The organism is Lacrimispora sp. (genome assembly GCF_031982545.1).
Classification (GTDB): Bacteria; Bacillota; Clostridia; order Lachnospirales; family Lachnospiraceae; genus Lacrimispora.
The window spans coordinates 55479-71112 of sequence record NZ_DALYXB010000005.1; the positions used below are offsets into that span (position 1 = coordinate 55479).

17 protein-coding genes are annotated in these 15634 nt (G+C 45.8%); 1 reads left to right on the top strand and 16 read right to left on the bottom strand.

The window, feature by feature from the left end; translation table 11 throughout:
• Window positions 1–6 precede the first annotated feature (6 nt).
• Entirely contained in the window at window positions 7–597 is a 591-nt protein-coding gene (locus tag ABS301_RS09705; RefSeq protein WP_349667130.1) for an ATP-dependent Clp protease proteolytic subunit, read from the bottom strand.
• Window positions 594–992: a helix-turn-helix transcriptional regulator gene (locus tag ABS301_RS09710; protein WP_349672036.1), complete on the bottom strand. Its 399-nt coding sequence runs from the start codon at window positions 990–992 to the stop codon at window positions 594–596. The genes ABS301_RS09705 and ABS301_RS09710 overlap by 4 nt, the downstream gene beginning before the upstream one ends.
• A 187-nt stretch (window positions 993–1179) precedes the next feature.
• On the opposite strand from ABS301_RS09710, the gene ABS301_RS09715 reads away from it, so the two are divergent.
• The gene (locus ABS301_RS09715) at window positions 1180–2385 is read left to right on the top strand and encodes an FprA family A-type flavoprotein (protein ID WP_349672037.1); all 1206 of its coding nucleotides are present in this window, start codon (window positions 1180–1182) and stop codon (window positions 2383–2385) included.
• Between the two features lie 72 nt (window positions 2386–2457).
• Here ABS301_RS09715 and ABS301_RS09720 read toward each other — a convergent pair whose 3' ends face one another.
• The 14 genes from ABS301_RS09720 to ABS301_RS09785 form a co-directional block, all read right to left on the bottom strand.
• Window positions 2458–3213: a LamB/YcsF family protein gene (locus ABS301_RS09720; protein ID WP_349672038.1), complete on the bottom strand. Its 756-nt coding sequence runs from the start codon at window positions 3211–3213 to the stop codon at window positions 2458–2460.
• Between the two features lie 29 nt (window positions 3214–3242).
• Entirely contained in the window at window positions 3243–4052 is an 810-nt protein-coding gene (locus ABS301_RS09725) for a putative hydro-lyase (RefSeq protein ID WP_349672039.1), read from the bottom strand.
• 26 nt (window positions 4053–4078) lie between these two features.
• Window positions 4079–5107, bottom strand: coding sequence for a 5-oxoprolinase subunit C family protein (locus ABS301_RS09730; RefSeq protein WP_349672040.1), 1029 nt, complete (start codon window positions 5105–5107; stop codon window positions 4079–4081).
• A gap of 4 nt (window positions 5108–5111) precedes the next feature.
• Window positions 5112–5798, bottom strand: a complete 687-nt coding sequence (pxpB, locus tag ABS301_RS09735) for a 5-oxoprolinase subunit PxpB (protein WP_349672041.1) — start codon at window positions 5796–5798, stop codon at window positions 5112–5114.
• Entirely contained in the window at window positions 5795–6877 is a 1083-nt protein-coding gene (locus ABS301_RS09740) for a DUF4392 domain-containing protein (RefSeq protein WP_349672042.1), read from the bottom strand. Before ABS301_RS09740 ends, pxpB begins: the two co-directional genes overlap by 4 nt.
• A gap of 36 nt (window positions 6878–6913) precedes the next feature.
• Window positions 6914–7780 carry an aminotransferase class IV gene (locus ABS301_RS09745; RefSeq protein ID WP_349672043.1) on the bottom strand — a complete coding sequence of 289 codons (867 nt, stop codon included), beginning with the start codon at window positions 7778–7780 and terminating at the stop codon, window positions 6914–6916.
• A complete protein-coding gene (locus ABS301_RS09750; protein ID WP_349672044.1) occupies window positions 7777–8439 on the bottom strand; it encodes a cytidylate kinase-like family protein in 663 nt (220 codons plus the stop codon). The genes ABS301_RS09745 and ABS301_RS09750 overlap by 4 nt, the downstream gene beginning before the upstream one ends.
• Window positions 8440–8450: 11 nt before the next feature.
• Window positions 8451–9149, bottom strand: a complete 699-nt coding sequence (locus ABS301_RS09755; RefSeq protein WP_349672045.1) for an ABC transporter ATP-binding protein — start codon at window positions 9147–9149, stop codon at window positions 8451–8453.
• Complete coding sequence (locus tag ABS301_RS09760) at window positions 9133–9948, bottom strand: ABC transporter ATP-binding protein (protein WP_349672046.1); 816 nt, start codon at window positions 9946–9948, stop codon at window positions 9133–9135. The genes ABS301_RS09755 and ABS301_RS09760 overlap by 17 nt, the downstream gene beginning before the upstream one ends.
• Window positions 9915–10949 carry a branched-chain amino acid ABC transporter permease gene (locus tag ABS301_RS09765; protein ID WP_349672047.1) on the bottom strand — a complete coding sequence of 345 codons (1035 nt, stop codon included), beginning with the start codon at window positions 10947–10949 and terminating at the stop codon, window positions 9915–9917. Before ABS301_RS09765 ends, ABS301_RS09760 begins: the two co-directional genes overlap by 34 nt.
• A 10-nt stretch (window positions 10950–10959) precedes the next feature.
• Window positions 10960–11850, bottom strand: a complete 891-nt coding sequence (locus tag ABS301_RS09770) for a branched-chain amino acid ABC transporter permease (protein WP_349672048.1) — start codon at window positions 11848–11850, stop codon at window positions 10960–10962.
• Window positions 11851–11937: 87 nt separating this feature from the next.
• A complete protein-coding gene (locus tag ABS301_RS09775) occupies window positions 11938–13152 on the bottom strand; it encodes an ABC transporter substrate-binding protein (RefSeq protein WP_349672049.1) in 1215 nt (404 codons plus the stop codon).
• A 272-nt stretch (window positions 13153–13424) separates the two neighbouring features.
• The gene (locus tag ABS301_RS09780; protein ID WP_349672050.1) at window positions 13425–14636 is read right to left on the bottom strand and encodes a 4Fe-4S binding protein; all 1212 of its coding nucleotides are present in this window, start codon (window positions 14634–14636) and stop codon (window positions 13425–13427) included.
• Window positions 14629–15573 carry an FAD:protein FMN transferase gene (locus ABS301_RS09785; protein WP_349672051.1) on the bottom strand — a complete coding sequence of 315 codons (945 nt, stop codon included), beginning with the start codon at window positions 15571–15573 and terminating at the stop codon, window positions 14629–14631. Before ABS301_RS09785 ends, ABS301_RS09780 begins: the two co-directional genes overlap by 8 nt.
• Window positions 15574–15634 lie beyond the last annotated feature (61 nt).

Below are 15634 nucleotides of genomic sequence, written 5' to 3' on the forward strand. Positions count from 1 at the left end.
CATTCCCTATTTTCTTTTTTCCAGAATTGCATCAATGATTCCGTAATCCCTGGCTTCTGATGCTGTCATAAAATGATCCCTGTCTGTATCCCGTTCAATCTCTTCTTCGGAATGACCGGTATTTTCCCCCAGTATCCGGTTTAACCGCCTCTTATCCTTTTGAAGCTTTTCTGAATAAATCCATATGTCAGCCGCCTTTCCCCCGATTCCTCCTGATACTCCGGGCTGATGAATCATAATCTCCGCATTGGGAAGGGCAAACCGCTTTCCTTTTGTTCCTCCTGCCAGAAGAAACGCCCCAAAGCTGGCCGCAAAGCCAAGGCAGATGGTGGAGACATCGCAGCGGATGTATTTCATGGTGTCATAAATCCCCAGTCCTGCGGTAATGGAACCGCCGGGGCTGTTAATGTAAAAGGAAATGTCTTTCTCCGGATCCTGGGATTCCAGAAATAAAAGCTGTGCGATAATCAGCTTGGCAGATTCATCACTTACCTCTTCTCCGAGAAATATAATCCGGTCCTTTAACAGTCGGGAAAACAGATCATAGCTTCGTTCCCCTGATCCGGTCTGTTCAATCACATAAGGAACCACATTCATGCCGCACACCTCCAGGCTTTGGAGTGGTTCATTATTACCTCTTTTCGCCTTAATTCTTTGTTAATTCTTGCTTTTCTGTATGTCATTGGCGTACAGCCATATACTTTTTTAAATTCCAGTGTAAATGCCTGCTGGGACTGATATAATGCATCCTGGGCAATTCTGGCGATGGATTCTTCTTCCATAATAAGCTTACCAGCCGCTTTACTGAGCCTGCGCTCCTTAATATAGCGGTGGATGGTACAGCCTGTGACATCAGAAAACAACCGGTTGATATGAAATTTAGAGTAGCCGGCATACCGGGCGATCTCCTCCACATTCAGTCTTTCCGGCGCAGATAAATTTACTTCAATATAATCAATGATCTGACTAACTGTTTTTTTCTTTTCATCCATGCTCTCTACCTCCGTAATATGACCTTATTATAGCAGGTTTCATTTTCCCCGTATTCATAAAAAGTGCGGTTTCAAAAAAACACCGAATTCCTACTATGTTTGTAGAAAAAGGTCATGACATTTTGCTAATAATATAGTATACTTTATACAAGATACTAGAACGAGCAATAGAAAGGAAGGCTGCAACATGTACTGTATCAAAAAAATAATAGACGATCTGTTCTGGGTTGGCGGAAGTGACCGCCGTCTGGCCCTGTTTGAAAATGCATACCCTATTCCCAGAGGAATTGCTTATAATTCCTACGTTTTGCTGGATGAAAAAACCGTACTGTTTGATACGGTTGACAGAGCCATCAGCGGACAGTTTATCGAGAATGTGGAAGCAGTTTTAGGCGGACGGAATCTGGATTATATTTTTGTTAATCATATGGAACCGGATCACTGCGCAACGTTAGGAGAGATGGTAAGAAGATACCCCGATGTCAAAGTGGTGTGCAATGCAAAAACTGTCCCAATTATCAATCAGTTTTATGAATTTGGAGTGGATGACAGAGCTGTCATTATAAAAGAAGGAGATACATTCTCAACCGGTAAGCACAATTTCACCTTCTACATGGCTCCCATGGTACACTGGCCAGAAGTTATGGTAACCTATGATGCCACTGATAAGATTTTATTTTCCGCAGATGCATTTGGTACCTTTGGCGCCATGAACGGGAATATCTTTGCTGATGAGCTGAATTTTGAGCGTGAATGGCTTGATGATTCCAGAAGATATTATTCTAACATTGTGGGCAAATACGGGGTCAACACCCAGGCTTTATTAAAAAAGGTGGCGGACTTAGACATACAGCTTCTCTGCCCGCTTCACGGACCGGTATGGCGTTCCAATATCTGCTGGTACATGGACAAGTACTACACCTGGAGCAGTTACGAACCGGAAGAACAGGCTGTCATGATCGCCTACGGCTCCATATACGGCAACACGGAAAATGCCGCCAATATTCTTGCTTGCCGGCTTGCAGAACGGGGCATACGCAATATTGTGATGTATGACGTTTCCGTAACTCACCCTTCCTATATTATCTCTGAGGCATTCCGATGCAGCCATCTGGTTTTTGCATCTGCTACCTATAATGCAGGAATCTTCAGCAATATGGAGCATCTTCTTATGGATATGAAGGCTCACAACGTGCAGAACCGTACCGTTGCACTGATCGAAAACGGCACCTGGGGCGTTATGGCAGCCAAAAAGATGACCGAAATCATCTCAAGCATGAAAAACATGACCATTCTGGATCAGACCATTACAGTGAAATCTTCCCTGAAAGAAGATCAGCTGTCAGAAATTGCTGCTTTGGCCAATACCATTGCAGATTCCATGTCTAAATAAAAAATAATCCCCCGGAAGAAACGGCATACTGATATGTACCGTTTTCCGGGGGTATTTTTATCCCTCTGTCACCTAGAATCCCTTTATTACAATTCCTTCCTCCATAAGTCCTTCCCGGATCTTTTTCACAAATGCCAGCGCTTTGGCTCCATCCCCGTGAACACATACGGAATCAGCCTGTATGGTAATGTCTCGTCCGTCCACAGCTTCCACCTTCCGCTCCCGGACCATACGGATCACCCGCTTTACTGCCTCTTCCTCATCCTTTATCAGTGCACCCTTCTGATTTCTGGGAACAAGGTTCCCGTCACTTTGGTATCCCCGGTCTGCAAAGACCTCGCTGGCACAGAATACGCCGGTTGCTTTCGCCGCACGGATCATCTCACTGCCACTTAGCCCAAGGAGCACCAGACTTTCATCCACCTCCTTCACAGCCAGGCAGACAGCCCTCGCCAGCTGATAATCCTCTGCTGCCATATTATAAAGGGCACCATGAGGCTTTACATGCCAGAGCCGCACTCCTGCTCCGGTACAAAATGCTTTTAACGCTCCAATCTGATATTTCACTGAGGCCTTCACCTCTTCCGGAGACAATGCCATATTCCTTCTTCCAAATCCTGCCAGATCCGGATATCCCGGATGGGCACCGATTCTTACTCCATGCTCCTTACAAAGTGCTACTGTCCGCTCCATCACCATGGGATCTCCCCCGTGGAATCCACAGGCAATGTTTGCAGAAGTAACATATGGAATTACTTCTTCGTCCATTCCGATCTTATAGGCTCCGTAACTTTCCCCCAAATCACAGTTCAAATCAATGACCGCCATAATCACGCTTCCTTTCTCTAAAACCGTTTTCAGTATTTCAGCTGCGCATTCTTCACATCTGTAATAAACATATGACCGGGAGCATGGGTAATTACAAAGGGAGGACGGCTGTTCATCACCACTGCCTGTGGCGTGACTCCGCAGGGCCAGAACACCGGGACTTCCCCTTCCTTTATGGTCACCCGGTCTCCGAAATCCGGATTTTCAATATCCCTGATCCCGATTGCCTCCGGGTATCCGATCTGCACCGGAGCTCCGTGTACCCTGGGCATGGCTGCAGTGATAGCTGTTGCAGCTGGTACCAGGCTGTGAGGAATCGGTCTCATGCTTACTACCATGTTTCCGGAAAATATTCCCGCAGGGATACAGGAAATGGTTGTCTGGTACATGGGGACATTAACGCCTTCTTCGATCTGCCTTACGGGAATTCCAGCTTCCAGAAGCTCCGCTTCAAATGAAAAACTGCAGCCTATTAAAAAACTCACCAGCTTTCCCTTACGTAACTGATACTCCTCAAAAATATCGGTCACTGCCGTGTACTCCCCGGTACAGATGCCGTCTTCATAAATCCGGTATTTTGGAAGATCCATGGTAATGTCACTGCCTGGTGCTGTAAAGGCAAATGTCCGGCTGCCTGCGTCGGAAACTTCAAGAAGCGGGCAGGATTTTGGATTTCTCTGGCAGAATAAAAGGAAATCCCATGCAAGTTCCTGGGGGAGCATTACTAAATTCCCCTGGGCATAGCCTGCACACAGTCCGGCAGTGGGAGTATCAATCAGCCCCTTTCTGATCATGGTTCTTACTTCCACAGGCGTGAAACGGCTTAAATCTGTTCCCATTATTTTCCTTCTTTCCTGTTCCTATTTTACCATTTTCCCATGGCAGTCTCAATTATTTTTTTCAGTTCCAGAAGCTTTTTATTCTCTTTTCTGGCAATCTTCACCGCTTCCATGGCAGTTACGTACTGAAAAGTCACCCACTCTCCCGGACGCAGCTGAGCCAGAGCAGGAATATCCGTGGTGATAACAGTGGCAATCTTTGCATAACCTCCCGTTGTCTGATGATCTGCAAGCATGACAATGGGAAGTCCCGAAGAGGTGATCTGAACCGATCCCTCCATGACTGCATCGGAAATAATATCCGCCCCTCTCCCCGTCTCAACGGAGGGTCCGTTAAGCCTGCATGCCATGCGGTCGCAGTCTGCAGTCAGCTGATAAGGATTTCTGACAAAGGTATTTCTACCTTCCTCTGTGAAAGCCTCTGCCTGGGGACCGGGAACAGTCCGAAGAAGCACATATTGTTTATCTGCGCTGTAACGGAATGGATTGGAGGGTTTTATGAACCAGAGTTCATTTTCCCCAGCCAGGGAGGTGAAATCCATTTCATCCACCGCAGCTGCAAACCTCTTTATCTCTTCCCCACTTTTACCTGATCGGAGGAGATCACCCGTTTTTAATGTCCTGCCATTAAGACCTCCCAAGCAGCTCTTTAAGTCAGTGGATCTGCTTTCAAGTACCGGTAAAACCGCCACTCCCCCGTATACAGCCAGATAGGTTCTAAGGCCCTTTGATGCCATTCCAAGACTCAGACAGTCCCCTCCCCTCATAACCACAGGACGATACATGGGAATGGGAGCTCCGTTTTTCAGTGGCTTCATATCAGCACCAGCCAGGGCGATCACTTCATCGGAAGTAAAATAAATCTCTCCCCCATTTAAAGTAAACTCCAAAACTGCCAGCTCCGGCTCTGATAAATTGCCCGCAAATAAATTGGCAGCAGCCATGGAATATTTATCACAGGCTCCGCTCTCTATAAAACCCTGGCTTAAATATCCCTGTCTTCCTTTATCCTGAATGGAAGTAAATGCACCCGGCAGTTTTATTTCCAGCCCCATGCGGTCACCTCTTCTCCTGTTCCAGTCTGATTTTATGGTATTCCTCTGATGTGATGGGAATGAACCGTATGGTATCCCCAGCTTCATAAAGAGGACGTTCTGCCCGTTTTACATCAAAAAGTTTCAATGGAGTCCTTCCGATTAACTGCCAGCCGCCAGGCGATTCCATGGGGTAAATTCCAGTCTGTTCTCCTCCGATTCCAACAGACCCGGCAGGTATCTTTGTCCTGGGTGTAGTAAGCCTGGGAGTATGAATTCTTTTATCCAGCCCTCCAAGGTAAGGAAAACCGGGTAGAAAACCAAGCATATAGATCCGGTAATCTCTGCTGCTGTGAATGCGGATTACCTCCTTTTCCTCCCTCCCCGCATGTTCTGCCACAAAAGAAAGATCCGGCCCTGACTCTCCGCCATAGCACACCGGAATCTCCACCAGCCTGCCACCTGACTTTTTCCCCAAAGTAACCGTTTTTGACAATTCCTTTAGTCTGCTGCTTAGTAAATCATAATCCGTGATCAGGGGATCGTAGCATACCAGAACAGAACAAAAAGCAGGAACTGTCTCCGTAATTCCTTCAATTGAGGCAGCCATTATGCTCCGGTTCAGTTCCATAACCTGGCGGTTTACCGTTTCGTCAATGGTTTCTCCCAGCTCCAGCAGCACCCCCCGGTCACCCACAGCTTTGATTTTCAACTTCCTTCCCCCCTTTTTTGGAAAAAGCCTTTACCGATAACCGGTCCAAACCATTGATCTGAATTACGGGAATACCGGACTGCATATGCCGTGCACTGACGCATCAGACTTACAATTCCCGTATTCATCCGGGTATTAAACCCATCAATACCCGGCAGCAGCGATCCGGTCATATCGATCAGCCCGCTTCTTGACGCCACGCGCATAATCTCTGCCTCCATCTCTTCCCGGTGAAGAATCTCCATATCCCGCTTTAAGTAGGCAAGTGCGGCCATAAGTCCATAGCAGCCCCAGTCGGAACAGGTGGCAGTAATAATATGATCTGCACTGCTGGCTGCCAGAGTGCCTCCTTTGCAGCCGCAGATACATTCTCCCTGCCCGGTAAAAGGGACGTACTGTCTGATATGCATTCCGATGGTTCCCATCCCGATTTCATTTCCCAGATCGCCTATGGCAATGTTTAAAACGCCTTTCTGTTTCAAAAGTTCCCACAGAACATCACTTTTTGCTTCCAATTCAGAAACATCCTTACCAACCGCATTGTGATAAACCCCCAGATGGTTGGCTCCCGGAGCTTCCACCGAAATTACTGCAGAAGGCAGGATATCTTTGATCAGCCATTCCGCTTCCATTGACGCTCTGTTGGAGTTCTTTGTAAATGCATGAACTCCCATGCTGTAGGGAAGCTCCTGTACGGTCTTTAAATCTTCGTAGATATGTAGGCCAACTACGGATGCACATTTTTTTACAGCCTTCACGCAATCCTCCGGACAGATAATGACTGGTTTTGCACCAAAAGCCAGCACCAGAGATCTGGCTAAAAGCATGGAACTTACCATGCCATCCATCTCCGGTATCCTGTGTGGCAGAAGGACAAAACCAGTGAGAATAAAGACCAGGTCCTGTTCCTTTACCGTTTCGCACAATCTCTCAGCAGCTCTCATGGCTAACGGCTCTCCCATGGCTTTCCTGCTTCCTTCATAAAGAATCCGGCAAACGCCATAGCCCCTTGGATCCAGATTCATAAGCGCATCTAAATTTTCTCCTACGTTCCATTTTTCCAGTTCTGCCCGTTCCATTTCATACTCCCTTTTTCAAACAGCTGTCCTGCATGTTCAGACTGCATCATCAAACAAGCTACTCTTTCCTGTATATCTTAAATATTCTTCGATGACTTCCTTCTGAATCCGGCTTACCCCCACCGGATCCTTTCCTCCTACAGGTATTCCATCGATCTCCTTTGCGTGAAGGCAGAAATTAGAAGAGGAGGTCACCAGCACCTCATCCGCCTCCATCAGCTCCGTAAGGGTAAACGGGCGTTCCAGCACCTGGATTCCAAGGCGGTAGCAGGCTTCAATCATATGGGTCTTGGAAATTCCCCGCAGAATGTACTGATCATTGGGATGGGATAAAAAAATACCATCTTTCAGTATGGAGATATTGCTGTGGGCACACTCCGTTACCATATCCCCTCTGTGAAACACGGTTTCTAGTGCACCCAGCTGCTCCGCCTTCTGGGATGCCATGACAGAAGGCAGAAGATTTAAGGTTTTGATATTGCAGTGAAGGAAACGGGTATCCTCTGCTGTAATCAGACTGATGGGAACTTCGGGATTGCGCAGCCGGTTGGGACGGATCATAACCCAGAGCTTACCGGTCATCTCGCTGTCATACGCGTGGTTTCTGGGAGCCGCTCCTCTTGTGACCTGCCAATAGACAAAATGAGTCTCTCCCTCCACCTTTTTAAGAAGATCCGTTAAAAGTTCTCCAAGTTCCTTCTTTTCCATGGGAATCCGGATATCCAGAGCATTTGCACTGGAATAGAAACGATCCAGATGATCTTCCAGCAGATAAACGCGGTGATTCCCACCCACTGATGCATCATAAACCCCGTCACCGAAAAAATGCACTCTGTCATTAAAAGGAATCATCAGCTCCTCTGGTGCAGCAATTGTTCCATCATAATAAGCAAGTTCTTTCATAACCTCTCCTTTTTTTCCGGGCAAATGCCAAATTTCATCCTGATATACTCTTTAATCAGTTCCGCGCAGTTATCAAGTCCCAGGCTTTCTGTATCCAGACACAGGTCATAATTTCGGGGGTTTTTCCACTGTCTACCGGTATGATACAGATAATAGGCATTGCGGTACCGGTCCAGCTGGTCAATGTAGCGCTGTGCTTCCCCTTCCCCAATTCCCTGCCGTTCCATCTCCCGTTTTACCCGAAACTCATAGGGTGCATCTAAATAGACTGACACCACACTGGGTTCCCCCTTTAATACAAAATCAGCAGCTCTTCCCACACACACATAGGATTCCTGGGTCAGCAGCTCTTTTAACACCTTTGCCTGATAATTAAATAAATTCTGGTCTGATAAGAAATTTCCGCTTTCCGGCGGGATGATCTCTCCATTATAAACCCTTTTAAATGCCCCGTACAACAACGTCTTTTTTGTATTTTCATCTGCCTGTGCAAATATGGTTTCGTTAATTCCGCTGTCCTCTGCCGCCAGCCGTAAAAGCTTTCTGTCATAATAATCTATTCCATAATCGGCAGCCAGTTTTTTTCCTATATGGCTGCCGCCTCCGCTTCCGCAGGTGCGGGTTATGGCAATTGCAAAAAATTGATTCTGTTTGTTCATGTGTCATCCTCCTACTGTCCCAGATATGCCTTTTTTACACGGTCATCCCTTAATAATTCTCCGGCATCTCCGGATATGGTGATCTTCCCCGTTTCCATTACATAGGCACGGCTTGAAATAGATAAAGCCATTTTCGCATTCTGCTCCACTAAAAGGACGGTAATTCCTTTCCTGTTCACTTCTTTTATAATTGAAAATATCTCCTTAACCAAAAGAGGGGACAGCCCCATGGAGGGTTCATCCATCAGGATCATGCTTGGTTTTGCCATAAGAGCCCTTCCCACTGCAAGCATTTGCTGCTCTCCTCCTGACAAAGTACCTGCAAGCTGTCTGCGCCGTTCCTTTAAGCGCGAAAAGCGTTCAAATACCTCTTCCATATTTGCTTCCATATCCTTTTTATCGGTAAATGCCCCCATCTCCAAATTTTCTTCCACGGTCATCTGAGGGAAGATGTGCCTGCCTTCCGGTACATGAGCCAGCTTTAGAGTAATAATTTTGCTGGGCTCCATTTTTCTTAAATCGGTTCCGTTAAAAAGGATCTCACCGTCATCCGCCTTTTTTAATCCCGATATGGTTCTTAAAATGGTGGTTTTACCAGCCCCGTTCGCCCCGATTAAGGACACCACCTCACCGTCATGAACTTCCAGGGAAACACCGTGTATGGCTTTGATGGCTCCGTAAGAAACTGCCAGATTATTCACTTTCAGCATCCGCTTCCACCTCCTCATCTTCTTTTCCTAAGTATGCCTCTATGACACTGGTGTCGTTTGCAATTACTTCCGGTGTTCCTATGGCGATTGTGGTTCCGAAATCCAGTACCAGAATCCGTTCGCAGATTTTCATAACAAGGCTCATATCATGTTCGATTAAAAGGACCGATATTTTAAATTCATTGCGTATAAAGTGAATAATTTCTAAAAGCTCCTCTGTTTCCGTTGGATTCATTCCTGCTGCCGGTTCATCTAAAAGAAGCAGCTTCATATCCGTAGCCAGAGCTCTTGCAATTTCCAGACGGCGCTGCTGTCCATAGGGAAGATTCCCCGCCTCATAATCCTCCATCCCGCTTAAATGAACAATTTTAAGAAGCTCTTCTGCTCTTTCTGTTAAAGCCTTTTCTTCCTTCCAGTAGACCGGCGTTCTGAAAACTGCGTGAAACAGCCCGTAGGACAGTTTGCTTTCCATTGCTGTTTTCACATTGTCAATGACTGACATTTTCTTAAACAGACGGATATTCTGAAAGGTTCTTGCAATTCCGGCATCTACAATCTGATGGGTTTTCTTCCCGTTCATCCGCTGTCCATTTAAGTAAAAAGAGCCTTCTGTGGGTTTATAGACACCGGTAATCAAATTAAATACCGTGGTTTTTCCTGCACCGTTTGGTCCGATCAGTCCCACAAGCTCAGATTCTCCGATCTCCATATTAAAGCTGTCAACCGCTTTTAAGCCTCCAAACTGAATTCCCAAATTCTGAACCTTTAATACCGGCTCTTTCTTTCCAGCTGCTTCCATGGCCGCACCCCTCCCTCTGCTTTCTCATGTCCCTTTTTTTCTGCCCTGTGTAATATTCTGTCAAGGGAAAATTCCCAATTGCCAAAAATTCCGCCGGGTTTAAAGATCATAACAATTATAAGAACCACAGAATAAGCCAGCATGCGGTACTGGGAGAACTGACGCATCATCTCAGGAAGGGAAGAAAGAAAAGCAGCCCCGATAATGGAACCGGTTAAGGACCCGATTCCTCCGATGATTACTTCAGAAAGAAGCTCCGCAGAGTACATGAAATTAAAATTGGTAGGGATCATGGCAGTCATGTAATGAGCATAGATACCACCGCCCACACCTGCAAAAAAAGCTGCTACGGTAAAGGTCAGCACTTTATAATAGGTTACATTAATTCCAGAGGCAGAAGCCGCAATATAATCCTCCCGTATTGCCTTTACCGTTCTCCCGAAGCGGCTGCGGATATATAAATACATGACTGCCACACAGGCTGCCATAATCCAGTAGCACCAGTAAAAGTCTGACAGCTTTAGAATGCCGCTCATGGTCTTTCCGCCTCCGGTTATGGAAAAATTACAAAAGCAGACCCGGATAATTTCTGCAAATGCCACCGTTACGATAGCCAGATAATCCCCCCTCAGACGAAGAGCCGGGATTCCCACCAATACGCCTGTAATCCCGGCAGCGATCCCGCCTGCCAGGAGGGCAATCAGAAAGAGTGCCAGATCAGGCAGGCCCTTTCCAGTCAGAGCACCGGAAACAATGGCAGATGCATAGGCACCAACCGAAACAAATCCTGCATGGCCAAGGGAAAATTCTCCCATACAGCCTACGACCAGGTTTAAGGAAGCTACCATTATAATTGTATAACAGGCAGTGGTACATATTCCTTTGATATACTGGGTGGCTGCTCCAAATATCCTTGACTCAAAAAGCAGTACAAAGAGAAGAAATACCGCTAAAACACCCAGAAAATTAATCACATATGAAATCTTAACCCGTTTTTCCATGGTCCACCCCCTAAACTTTCTCGCCCGCATTCTTACCCAGAATGCCAGACGGTTTAACCAGCAGTATAATAATGAGAATGGCGTAGGTAATGGCTTCATACCACCCTGGAGCAAACAGCTTTACAAATATTTCAATGAGACCCACTAAAATTCCTCCCAGCATGGCGCCTGGGATGACTCCGATTCCACCCAGTACAGCGGCAATAAAGGCTTTCAGCCCCATCATGGACCCCATGTCATTGGTCACACGGGGATATTTGGCGCAGTACATCAGGGCGGCAACTGCTGCCAGTCCGGAACCAATGGCAAAGGTAACGGTAATGACTTTATTTACATTAATTCCTGCAAGAATAGAGGCATCCCGGTCCTGTGGAACTGCCCGCATCGCTTTTCCCATTCTGGTTCTTTTGATAAAAAGCTGCAGCGCTGCCATCATAAATATACCAATACCAATGGTCAGCACAACGTTTAACGGGAGACTTGTTCCAAACACACTGACAGAAGGAAGATCAAAAATTTTCTGTATATTTCGAGGCTTTGCTCCAAAAAGAACCATGGCAAGATTCTCCAGAAACAGGCTCATGGCAAGTGCCGTAATAAGCGCGGACATAGCGCCTGCTTTCCGTACCGGCTTATATGCCACAACCTCCACAACCACACCTGTTCCGGCGCAGATTACAATGGCCAGAAATACGGACAGCCAAGGGGGCATTCCGGCATTGATCATAAGCGGAATGGTATAAAACAGGGTATAGGAACCGATCATGATAAAATCGCCGTGGGCAAAATTAATCATACGGATAATTCCGTATACCATCGTATAGCCCAGCGCTATCAGGGCGTAAATCGAGCCCTGGTTCAGTCCGTTTATCAGGCTTTGAATAAATAATGAGAATGTCATAGGCCGTTTCCTTTCTCCTTCAAATGGAAAATGTGCACCAAAGACATTTTCATGCTTTCATGCACATCTCCTGATTGTCTTTTAATACTATTTTTTTGTTCCTTCTGGTGACAAGGTCATCAGCCATTTTACCTTGCCGCCCTCAAAGGTATTGATGGCAACCGATTTTTCAGGATCCCCGTTTTCATCAAGAGTGAAGGTCCCCCCTACGCCGGTAAAGGTCATTTTCGTCATTCCCTTAATTAAGGAAGGGGTGTCTGCTGCCTTACCGTTTTTCGCCGCTTCGGCAATCATATAGACGGCATCATAATAAAGCGCCGCACAGGCATTTAAGCTTTCTGTCCCGTATTTTTCCTTATATTTGGACACGAAATTAGAAACAGCTGGAGCGGTATCTTCGGATGAATAGTGGTTGGTGAAATAGCAGTTGTCAAACTTGTCTTCCACGCCTTTCGTATCTGTACCGTCCCAACCGTCACCGCCCATAATAGCTCCGGTAAAGCCTGCATCTCTGGCCGCTCCCACTAACAGAGGAACCGTATCTAAGAAACAGGGATAAAACAGGAAGTCTGCGCCCTTTGCCACCACCTGGGAGGCCTGGGAGGAGAAGTCCGTATCTTTTGTGGTACATTCCCCAGTATAGACAACCTCAATTCCATTGGCCTTGGCATTCTCTATAAATGCATCTTTTAATCCATTGGAATAATCATCGTCCTTTGCATAGATAACGGCTGCTTTTTTCCAGCCCTTTTCTTTTGCAAACTGAGCTGCCATTTTTCCCTGATAGGGATCGATGAAGCAGTCACGGAAGATGCTGGGACCTTTTAATGTAACATCTTTATTGGTAGCTCCGGTTGCAAGAAGAAGCATATTATCCTTGGAAGCCTGCTCTGCAATGGGGAGGGTTACTGATGAGAAAAAGCAGCCCACTATGGCATCTGGGCTTTCCTTCATCAGACTGTTATACGCATTAATTGCCTGTTTTGCATCACTGGCATCATCAACTACTTTTCCGCCGTTTACAATCTCAATCTTGTATTCCGAATCGCTGGAATTGATTTCTTCTGCCGCCATGGTAATGGCATTCTGCGCCCCTTCTCCATAGATGGCGGAACCACCTGTCAGAGAACAGATTGCACCGATTTTAATGGTTTTCGATCCATCGCCTGGTGCTTTTGTTTCCCCCGAAACTGCTTTCGTCCCTGCCCCTGCCGCACTTTGCTGTGCAGATGATCCGCACCCGGCCAGAAGACTGCCGGCCATAACCCCAATTAGCACAGCTGATAATAACTTTTTCCTCATAATCCGATCCTCCTCATGCTTTTTTTGTTATATAAAACGATTTTTTGTCAAACAAAAAGAGGCTCTCCCGCTAAATACTGGGGAAAACCTCCTTGTTCTCCAAAAAGAAACTGGGATGCTTCGAGAGGACATCATGTCTCAAAAAGCAAAAGAAGCCGCAACTGCATGCTTACAGTTGAGACTCCATTGTTCTCTCGCTTTATATGTTGGGAGCATTATACCACCTGCAGGTTAAAAGCACAAGTGGTATCTGGATTTTTTTCCATACTAAACTATTTTTTCCCTCGATGACCATGTCCCTCTGATTTTAAAGTGTTATTGGGGTTTGTGTAGGAAACATTCAGTGCATTGGCTACTGATTCCATAATGCCATTACTGCTGAAGGTAGCACCGGAAACTGCATCTACCTCAGTGCTCTGACTGTTAATAATCTCAGCTGTCACCTTCTCCACTGCTTTACCGAAATATGGCTTATCGTCTTCATAGGACAAAACTGTTATGTCGGTAATATTACCATTTTCTACAGTAACACTTGTTTTCGTTTCTCCACGGAAACCCTGCCCCGTTCCTGCATAGGTACCGTCTATATAATTTCCGGTATTGGACTGAACTTCAATTGTTGGCGGAGTCTGGCTGCTCACCATCTGAGCCTGGGTATTCCCCGCATAAACCAGCCCGAACATGGCCGCTGCCGAAACAGCTGAGACTGCCACAGGCGCTCCGTTTGCTCTGGCGTTGTGTCTTGGGCAGACCGATGTGCACTCAAAACAGTCAATACATTCTCCTGATGTAACCGTATCGTACTGATAAAGAGGAATTCCCATGCTGCATTTATTGGTACACAGCCGGCAGCTTCCACATTTACTCCTCTCCTTTTGAATGCGAAACAGCCGGAATCTGGATAAAATAGCAAAAACAGCTCCAAGAGGACATAAATAGCGGCAAAAAAATCGTTCTATAAGGAAAGAGCCAACAATAATAAGAAGCAGAAGGAAACCTCCAATGGTAAATAAATACCGGACGGAAGGCAGGCTTCCGATTTTAGAATACATGCCAAAAACTGCCCAGGGGCCCGTCATACTGTCAAGATTTCCCAGATGAAATGTCCATATACCTAATATAATAAACACCAGAATCACGTATTTCAAATTTTTCAGCCACCCATCGGTCTTTTCACTTACCTTTAAGCCTTTTTTCCCTGTTTTCTTTGACAGGAACCACAAAAAGTCTCCCATTGCCCCGAAGCTGCATAAGAATCCACAGAAAAATCTGCCTGTAAGTATGGTGATTATCATGCTCCCTGAAAAAAGAAGCAGCTGGGGAAACATTGCAGAAAGGGTGAATGTCCCAGTAAGAATCCCACTGTAGATTTCTTTCATTGCATAAAAAATACTGGTGAACAGACCCGGCAAAGCTAAGAAGGATAGGATCTGAATAATTCTTCTCCATACTCTGACGGAACCTGTTTTCTTTTTATTATCCATAGTGATTAATCTCCTTTTTTCCCATGCTGAATTTATCTTCTAATCCCGGTGTTACGTAAGTGGCACCTGATTTCTCCATAAAAATCCCTTCTATATGATATTGGTTTAAAAGTCTCATCCCTGATTTCAGACCCATGACAAAAACAGCGGTAGACAATCCATCCAGTTCACATGCCAAATCACCAATCAAAGTTACTCCTGCTAATCCGCTGGTGGAAGGGAATCCAGTTGCAGGATCCAGAATATGATGATATCTCTGCCCGTCTTTCTCAAAATACCGTTCATAGTTTCCGGAAGTCACAACTGCCTGATTGGATATTTTAACAGTACCGGCTGGCACTCCTGTTTTAGCGAATGGATTCTGAATCCCGATCTGTTTGGGGCTTCCAAATGCTATGACCGACCCTCCAAAGTTAATAAAGCCATCTGATATTCCCTCATCAAGTAACATCTGTTTTGCCGCGTCCGCTGCATAACCTTTGGCAATTCCTCCCAGGTCCAGCTCCTGACCCATTTGCGACAATCCCACCTTTTCGTGGTCAATTACAATATTTTTGTAGTTGATTAAATTCATGGTTCGTTTCAACTCTTCCATGCATGGCAGCCTGTTCTCCCTCTTTGCCTTTCTCCAGATTCTTAAAAGACTTCCTGATGTAATATCAAAGGTACCCTGGGAATCTTTCGAGATCTCAACAGCCTTTTCAATCACAGCGATTGTCTCTTTGCTGACTGTTACCAGTTTTTTTCCTGCTGCCCGGTTAATCTCAGTAATCTCACTATCCTCTTTAAAAACGGAAAACATATGGTCAAAACGAAGGGTTTGCATTTTAATATGGTCCAGAACTCTTATGATTCGTTCCTCAGAAGGTTCCTGGTCAAAAACAGCCACAGTGTTGGCTGTACCCAGTGCAAAAAAAGTTTTCTGTATCTGTCTCATCTTTATGACTCCTTTCTTCTTCGTTTCTGCTGTTATCATAATCCGGAAAAATTAAAACCAG